We start from the raw sequence: 7302 nt of genomic DNA, 5'->3' as shown, positions 1-7302 counted from the left end.
CACTAGACTTTCCGGTTCTTTCGCCCCATTACGAATCGAGTGCCGCCATGGCCACCAAGCGCACCTACCAGCCCAGCAACCTCAAGCGCAAGCGCGACCACGGCTTCCGTGCCCGCATGAAGACGGCTGACGGCCGCAAGATCCTGGCGCGTCGCCGCGCCAAGGGCCGCAAGCGCCTGACCGCCTGATTCGCCTCGCGGCCCCGTCATTACTGACACCCGGGCCGCAGCGATATCCAGCGAGATGACCACGGACCCGCGCGCGCGATTCCCTCGCAGCGCCCGGGTCCGTTTGCGCGTGGAATATACCCGCGTGTTCGAGGGTGGTCGCCGCCTCGGCGATTCCCTGATCGGCCTGCACTGGCTGCCCGGCGACGGCGAACCGCGCCTGGGCTTGGCCGTATCGCGCAAGGTCGATCCGCGCGCGGTGGGCCGCAACCGGATCAAGCGCGCCCTGCGCGACTGCATGCGCCACCACCGTGCCGGCATGGCCGGCGGCGACTACGTGGTGGTCGCCCGTCCGGCGGCGGCGCGCGCCACCGGCGAACAGATCCGGCAGTCGTTCCTGCGCCTGCTGCGCAAGGCCGGCGCATTGCCGGGTCCGGCCGGCGGCGGCACAATGCCCGCGCCTCCCCCGTCCGCCCCTCCTTCTAATAACTGAGTGCCGGATCCTTCTTCCGGCCGAGCCTGCCTGCCCTGATGAACCAGACCCGCGTATTCCTGATCCTCGCCTGGCTGATGGTGGCCGTCCTTCTGTGGATGGAATGGGGCAAGGAGCAGGCCGCCCCGGCCGCCGCCGCGCCGGCGCCGACCACCGCCGTGGCCCAGGATGCGATCCCGCAGCCGGTTGCCGCGGCGCCCGCCGCCGATGGTTCGGTCCCGGCCGCTGCCGCCGCGGCGCTGCCGGCCGCCCAGGCCGAAGCCGCGCCCGCCGCCGCCTCGGCGCAGCGGATCGTCGCCAGCAGCGACGTGCTGCAGCTGGTGCTGGACGGCGGCAGCGTGGTCCAGGCCGACCTGCTGCAGTTCCCGCGCGACCGCAATGGCGACGGCACCGCCGTGCGCCTGTTCGATACCGCGCCGGCCAGCTTCTATGCGGCCCAGAGCGGCTGGGTCAGCGCCAGCGGCGCCGCCCCGACCCACCTGTCCGGCTTCGTTCCCGCCGAACCGCAGCGCGAGTACGTGCTGGCCGAGGGCGCGGACTCGGTCGAGGTCCCGTTCGTGTGGCAGGGCGACAACGGCGTGCAGATCCGCCGCACCTACGTGCTGTCGCGCGGCGCCTACGCGGTGACCGTGCGCGACGAGGTGGTCAACGCCGGCAGCGCCCCGTGGCAGGGCCAGGTCTACCGCCAGCTGGTGCGCAAGCCGCCGGTGATCGAGCGCGGCTACACCAGCCCCGAGTCCTTCAGCTTCAACGGCGCCGCCTGGTACGACGGCAGCTACGACCGTCGCAAGTTCGACGAGGACTACATCGAGGACGGCAAGCTCAACCTGCAGACCAGCAATGGCTGGGTGGCGATGCTGCAGCACCACTTCTTCACCGCGTGGCTGCCGGCCGGCACCCAGCAGGCAGGGACCATCTCGCTCGACCAGGTCGGCGACCGCGCCCTGGTGCGCGAGGTGGCCAACCCGCTGGTGGTCGCCCCGGGCAGCACCGCCACCAGCGAGGCGCGCCTGTACGTTGGCCCGAAGCTGGTCTCCGAGATCCGTGCCCAGGGCGTCCCGGGCCTGGAGCGCGCGGTGGACTACAGCCAGTTCACCATCCTCGCCGTGCTGGGCGAAGGCCTGTTCTGGGTCCTGAGCCACATGTACGACCTGTTCGGCAACTGGGGCTGGGCCATCATCGGCCTGGTCGTGGTGGTCAAGGCGCTGATGTATCCGCTGTCGGCGGCCCAGTACAAGAGCTTCGCCAAGATGCGCAAGTTCCAGCCGCGCATCCAGCAGCTGAAGGAGCGCTATGGCGAGGACCGCCAGAAGTTCCAGATGGCGATGATGGAGCTGTACAAGAAGGAGAAGATCAACCCGATGGGCGGCTGCCTGCCGATCCTGGTGCAGATGCCGGTGTTCCTGGCCCTGTACTGGGTGCTGGTGGAGTCGGTCGAACTGCGCCACGCGCCGTGGATCCTGTGGATCCAGGACCTGACCGCGCGCGACCCGTTCTTCATCCTGCCGGTCATCAACGTCGCGGTGATGTGGTTCACCCAGAAGCTGCAGCCGGCGCCGGGCATGGACCCGATGCAGCAGAAGATGATGCAGTTCATGCCGCTGGTGTTCGGCGTGATGATGGCCTTCTTCCCCGCCGGCCTGGTCCTGTACTGGGTGACCAACGGCGCCCTGGGCCTGCTGCAGCAGTGGTGGATGATGAAGCGCCACGGCGAGCCGGCCCCGAAGCCCGCCGCCAAGTAAGACCCCAAGGAAACCCGCCGCCAAGGCGGGTTTCCTTTATCCGGCGGATATCCAGCGGACTCGCGGCAGGCCGGAGCAGCCGCTACGCTGGCCGCCCCGCCTCGCCAGATCCCGATGACCTCGCCCGACACCATCGCCGCAATCGCCACTGCTCCCGGTGCCGGGGGCGTGGGCATCGTGCGCCTGTCCGGACCGGAGGCGCTGGCGATCGCCGCGGCCCTGTGTGGCCGTGAAGCGGCGCCGCGACGCGCGCTGCGGGCGTTCTTCCGCGAGGCCGACGGCGCGGTGATCGACGATGGCATCGTGCTCGCCTTCCCCGGCCCGCACAGCTTCACCGGCGAGGACGTGGCCGAACTGCAGGCGCACGGCAGCCCGGTGGTGCTGCAGCGGCTGGTCGAGCGCTGCCGCGAGCTGGGCGCGCGCCAGGCCCGCCCGGGCGAGTTCAGCGAACGCGCCTTCCTCAACGGCAAGCTGGACCTGGTCCAGGCCGAGGCCATCGCCGACCTGATCGCCGCTTCCGACCTGCGCGCCGCGCGTGCGGCGCGGCGTTCGCTGGAGGGCGTGTTCTCGCGCCAGGTCGAGGATGCGTCCGACGCCCTGCTGCGGCTGCGGATCCACGTGGAAGCGGCGATCGACTTCGTCGACGAACCGATCGAGACCCTGGGCCTGCCCCAGGTGGCCACCGCCCTGGCCCGCCTGCAGGACGAACTGGGCGAGCTGCTGGCGCGCGCCGAACGCGGTCGCCGCCTGCGCGACGGCCTGCATGCGGTGCTGCTGGGCCCGCCCAATGCCGGCAAGAGCTCCCTGCTCAACGCCCTGGCCGGCGACGCCCGCGCGATCGTGGCCGATGTCGCCGGCACCACCCGCGACGTGCTGCGCGAAGTCGTGCGCATCGACGGCCTGGAGCTGGTGCTGGCCGATACCGCCGGCCTGCGCGAGGGCGGCGACGCGATCGAGCGTGAAGGCATGCGCCGCGCCCGCGCCGAGGTCGAACGTGCCGACCTGGCCCTGCTGGTGCTGGACGCGCGTGCGCCGCAAGCCGACCGCGCCGCGCTGGAGGAGGCCGCGCGCGACGTGCCGCTGAAGCTGTGGATCCACAACAAGGCCGACCTGCTGCCACGGCTGCCGGCAGATGGCGAAGACGCAATCCACGTCTCGGCGCTCACCGGCCAGGGCCTGGACCGTTTGCATGCCGCGCTGCGCAGGCTGGCTGCCAGCGGCGCACCGGAGGCGGCCGAGGGCGAGTTCAGTGCGCGCGCCCGCCACCTGGAGGCGTTGCGCGAGGCGCTGGACGCGATCGCGGTGGCCGCGGCCGAACTGGAGGCGGGGCAGCTGGAGCTGGCAGCCGAGCAGCTGCGCATGGCCCACGACGCAATGGGAACCCTGACCGGCCGGCTCACCGCCGACCAGCTGCTGGGGCACATCTTCTCCAGCTTCTGCATCGGCAAGTAGGCGCGGAACTGTAGGGCGAAAAAGCGCCTCGGACGCTTGTATGCGAGTGGCGCGCGGTTGACAATCGGTCGCGTACGGCGCGATACGGGGTTGCGCCGTCAATCCACATTCAACGGGTTCTCACGGGGGAGTACTGATGACCTTGACGATTCCGCCGCGGTCGCGGTTGTTGGCCGGCCTGCTGCTGGTCGCCGCGCTTGGCGCATGTTCCAAGCAGGAAGAACCTGCCGCAGGCGCTGCCGCCAGCACCACCGCGCCCGCCCCCAAGAAGGAAGCCGCGCCTGCCGAACCGGCCGTCGCCGCCAAGGTCCAGGGCATGGGCGCCGACGAGCTGCGCGACCTCGCCACCCAGGCGCTGCGCGAGAACCGCATGTACGCCCCGGCCGGCGACAACGCGATGGAGTACTACCTGGCCCTGCGCGACAAGATGCCGGACGACGCCACCGTCGCCAGCGCGCTGACCGACCTGATGCCGTACACGGTGATCGCCACCGAGCAGGCGGTGACCCGCGAGCACTTCGACGAGGCCAGGCGCCTGGTCGCCCTGATCGAGAAGGCCGATCCGAAGACCCCGGCCCTGGGCCGCATCCGCCAGAGCATCACCAACGGCGAGCAGATGGCGTCCAGGCGCAGCGAGGCGGAGACCGCGCGCGCCAAGGCCGAGGCCGAGGCGAAGATCGCGGCAGAGCGCCAGCGTGCGGTCCAGCAGCAGGCTGCCGAGGCCGAGGCGGCGCGTCGCCTGGCCGAGCAGCAGGAAGCCGCGCGCCAGGCCGCCGCCGAGCGCGAGCGCCGCGAGGCCGCCGAGCGCGAGGCTGCGGCGCGCCAGGCCGCCGCCCAGCAGCAGGCTCCGCGTCCGGCGCAGCAGGCACCGCGTCCGCCGGCGCTGCGTCCGATCAGCATGCCGGCGCCGCGCTATCCGCCCGATGCCCTGCGTTCGGGTACCTCCGGCGACGTGCTGGTGGAGTTCACGGTCGGCACCTCGGGCGAAGTCACCGACGCCCGCGTGGTCCGCGCCAACCCGCCGCGCATCTTCGACCGCGAGGCGATCAACGCGGTGCGCCGCTGGAAGTTCGAGCCGATCGATGCACCGGTCACGACCCGCCGCACCCTGGCGTTCGCGCCGACCGAAGGCTGATCCTCCGCTACCTGCTGGAAACGGGAAGGCCCGGCAATCGCCGGGCCTTTTCTTTTGCCTCGATCGCGTGCTGACAGGGGGCGACTGCAGCGCGAATTGCCAGCATGAGGTGGCTGCCCGAACCCTCGGGGCACATCGCTGCGTCCGGGCGCGCACCATCCTGCGTTGGCAGCGCACTACCTGCGGGCATGGTGGTGAAGCAACCAACGCTTCCCGCTGCCGGAAGCCAGAAGGCCGTCGGGAGGCGATCCCGATAACCGCACTCCATTGGCGCCGGCCCACGGAGGTCCTGCCGGGATGGATGAAAGAAGAAAGGCCCGGCGATAGCCGGGCCTTTCCCTGTGCTTCATCCTCGCAGGAAAGCGGCGACCTCAGGTCGAGATCGCCAGCTTCTCCTGGCGGTAGCGCATCACCGCCGCGACCCACAGCACCAGCGCCAGGCCCAGGCTGCAGCCGAGGTACACGCCCCACTCCTGCAGGCTCACCTGCTCGCCGCGGATTACCCGCAGCAGCATCTGGTTCTGGCCCAGGAACGGCACCGCGAACTGCCACAGCTGGGTCTTGACCGGGTTCACCATCAGCATCATCGACGGCACCATCGGCAGCAGCATCAGCCAGGTCATGTGGCTCTGCGCCTCCTTCAGGCTCTTGGCCGACGCCGCCAGCAGGGTCAGCAGCGAAGTGCCGATCAGCAGCATCGGCAGCAGCACGAACAGCATCCTGGCGATCGACAGCATCGACACGTCCATCTGCCGCGCCACGCCGGTGGCGATCTGCGAGCTGAGCTTGATCGCCAGCAGCGACAGCAGCAGGGTCACAAGGCCGAGCACGCAGGCCGCCGCGATCTTGCCGCTGACGATGGCCCCGCGCGCGGCCGGGGTGGCCAGCAGCGGTTCCAGCGACTGCCGCTCGCGCTCGCCGGCGGTGGCGTCCAGCACCAGCGCCGCACCACCGAGGAAGGCGGTGAGGATCAGGAAGTACGGCAGGATCACCGCCAGCATCCGCCCGCGCTTGGCCTCGGCGGTGGCCACGTCGCGGATGCCCGGCGAGATCGCCTGCACCACCGACGCATCGACGCCGCGGGCCAGCAGGCGCAGGGTGCCGACCTGGCCGCCATAGGCGCGCAGTGCGCCCTGCAGCCGTGCCTGGGGAATGCTGGAATCGCGCTGGGTGGTGTCGACCACCACTTCCACCAGCGCCGGTCGTCCGGCACGCCAGTCTTCCGCATAGCTTTCGGAGATGTGCATGCCGACCTCGACCTGCTGGTCGCGGATGGCCTGGTCCAGGTCCTCCGGCGCGGGCACGGTGCGGATGCCCTGGGTGGCGAGGAAGGCCACCAGGTTGGGCGCGCGTTCCACGCCGATGGTCGGTACCTCCAGTTCCTTCTTGATCTGGGTGCGGGCCTTCTTCTCGGCCATCGCGCCCATGCCGAGGATGATCGCCGGCAGCAGCAGCGGTCCCAGCAGCAGGGTCAGGGCCAGGGTGCGGCGGTCGCGCGCGATGTCGCGCAGCTCCTTGCACATCACGATCCACAGGGTTGCCAGTGCGTTCATGCCTGCAGGCCCTCCCCCGAGCCGATGACCTTGACGAAGGCGTCCTCGAGGCTGGATTCGCCGGTCTGCGCGCGCAGTTCCTCGGCGCTGCCCGACGCCACGACCTGGCCCCTGGCGATGATGACGATGCGGTCACACAGCGCTGCCACCTCCTGCATGATGTGGCTGGACAGGATCACGCAGCGGCCCTCGTCGCGCAGGCGGAACAGGAACTGGCGCATGGCGCGGGTGGTCATCACGTCCAGGCCGTTGGTCGGCTCGTCGAGGATGACGTTGCGCGGGTCGTGCACCAGGGCGCGGGCAATCGCGGTCTTGGTGCGCTGGCCCTGGGAGAAGCCCTCGGTCTGGCGATCGAGGATCTCGTCCATGTCCAGCGCGGCGGACAGCCTGGCGATGCGCTCGGCGGCAACGCTGGTCGACAGGCCGTGCAGGCGCGCGAAGTAGGCGATGTTCTCGCGCGCGGTCAGGCGCTTGTACACGCCGCGCGCGTCCGGCAGCACGCCAAGGGCGCGGCGCACCGCCATCGGGTCGCGCGCCGGATCGATGCCGTCGACCTCGATGTGGCCGCTGTCCGGCTGCATCAGGGTGTAGAGCATGCGCAGGGTGGTGGTCTTGCCGGCACCATTGGGCCCGAGCAGGCCGGTGATCTGGCCGTCGCGTGCCTCGAAGCCCACGCCGGCGACGGCCTGGACCACGCCGGCGCGGGTCTTGAAACTCTTGTGGAGGTCGTGGGCGATGATCATCGCGGCACTCCGTTGGC

At 70.7% G+C, this 7302-nt stretch carries 7 protein-coding genes; 5 read left to right on the top strand and 2 right to left on the bottom strand.

Annotation, left to right across the window (positions count from 1 at the left end):
- Window positions 1-47 precede the first annotated feature (47 nt).
- The 5 genes from rpmH to PSESU_RS15550 all read left to right on the top strand — a co-directional run bounded on the left by rpmH (window position 48) and on the right by PSESU_RS15550 (window position 4989).
- On the top strand, window positions 48-188 hold the full coding sequence (gene rpmH / locus PSESU_RS15570) for a 50S ribosomal protein L34 (RefSeq protein ID WP_013536759.1): 141 nt from the start codon (window positions 48-50) through the stop codon (window positions 186-188).
- Window positions 189-243: 55 nt separating this feature from the next.
- Window positions 244-660, top strand: a complete 417-nt coding sequence (gene rnpA, locus PSESU_RS15565) for a ribonuclease P protein component (protein WP_013536758.1) — start codon at window positions 244-246, stop codon at window positions 658-660.
- A gap of 38 nt (window positions 661-698) precedes the next feature.
- Window positions 699-2402: a membrane protein insertase YidC gene (gene yidC, locus PSESU_RS15560; protein WP_013536757.1), complete on the top strand. Its 1704-nt coding sequence runs from the start codon at window positions 699-701 to the stop codon at window positions 2400-2402.
- A 114-nt stretch (window positions 2403-2516) separates the two neighbouring features.
- The gene (mnmE, locus tag PSESU_RS15555) at window positions 2517-3854 is read left to right on the top strand and encodes a tRNA uridine-5-carboxymethylaminomethyl(34) synthesis GTPase MnmE (protein WP_013536756.1); all 1338 of its coding nucleotides are present in this window, start codon (window positions 2517-2519) and stop codon (window positions 3852-3854) included.
- Window positions 3855-3987: 133 nt separating this feature from the next.
- Window positions 3988-4989 carry an energy transducer TonB gene (locus PSESU_RS15550; protein ID WP_041764233.1) on the top strand — a complete coding sequence of 334 codons (1002 nt, stop codon included), beginning with the start codon at window positions 3988-3990 and terminating at the stop codon, window positions 4987-4989.
- A 371-nt stretch (window positions 4990-5360) separates the two neighbouring features.
- Here the strand turns inward: PSESU_RS15550 and PSESU_RS15545 are convergent, their stop codons facing one another.
- Window positions 5361-6542: an ABC transporter permease gene (locus PSESU_RS15545; RefSeq protein WP_013536754.1), complete on the bottom strand. Its 1182-nt coding sequence runs from the start codon at window positions 6540-6542 to the stop codon at window positions 5361-5363.
- On the bottom strand, window positions 6539-7285 hold the full coding sequence (locus tag PSESU_RS15540; RefSeq protein WP_013536753.1) for an ATP-binding cassette domain-containing protein: 747 nt from the start codon (window positions 7283-7285) through the stop codon (window positions 6539-6541). The genes PSESU_RS15545 and PSESU_RS15540 overlap by 4 nt, the downstream gene beginning before the upstream one ends.
- Between the last annotated feature and the right edge of the window lie 17 nt (window positions 7286-7302).

Origin of the sequence: Pseudoxanthomonas suwonensis 11-1, assembly GCF_000185965.1 — a bacterium.
GTDB classification, from domain to species: domain Bacteria; phylum Pseudomonadota; class Gammaproteobacteria; order Xanthomonadales; family Xanthomonadaceae; genus Pseudoxanthomonas; species Pseudoxanthomonas suwonensis_A.
The sequence above is the reverse complement of the archived record's forward strand: the minus strand, read 5'-3'. Positions and strand labels throughout refer to the sequence as shown.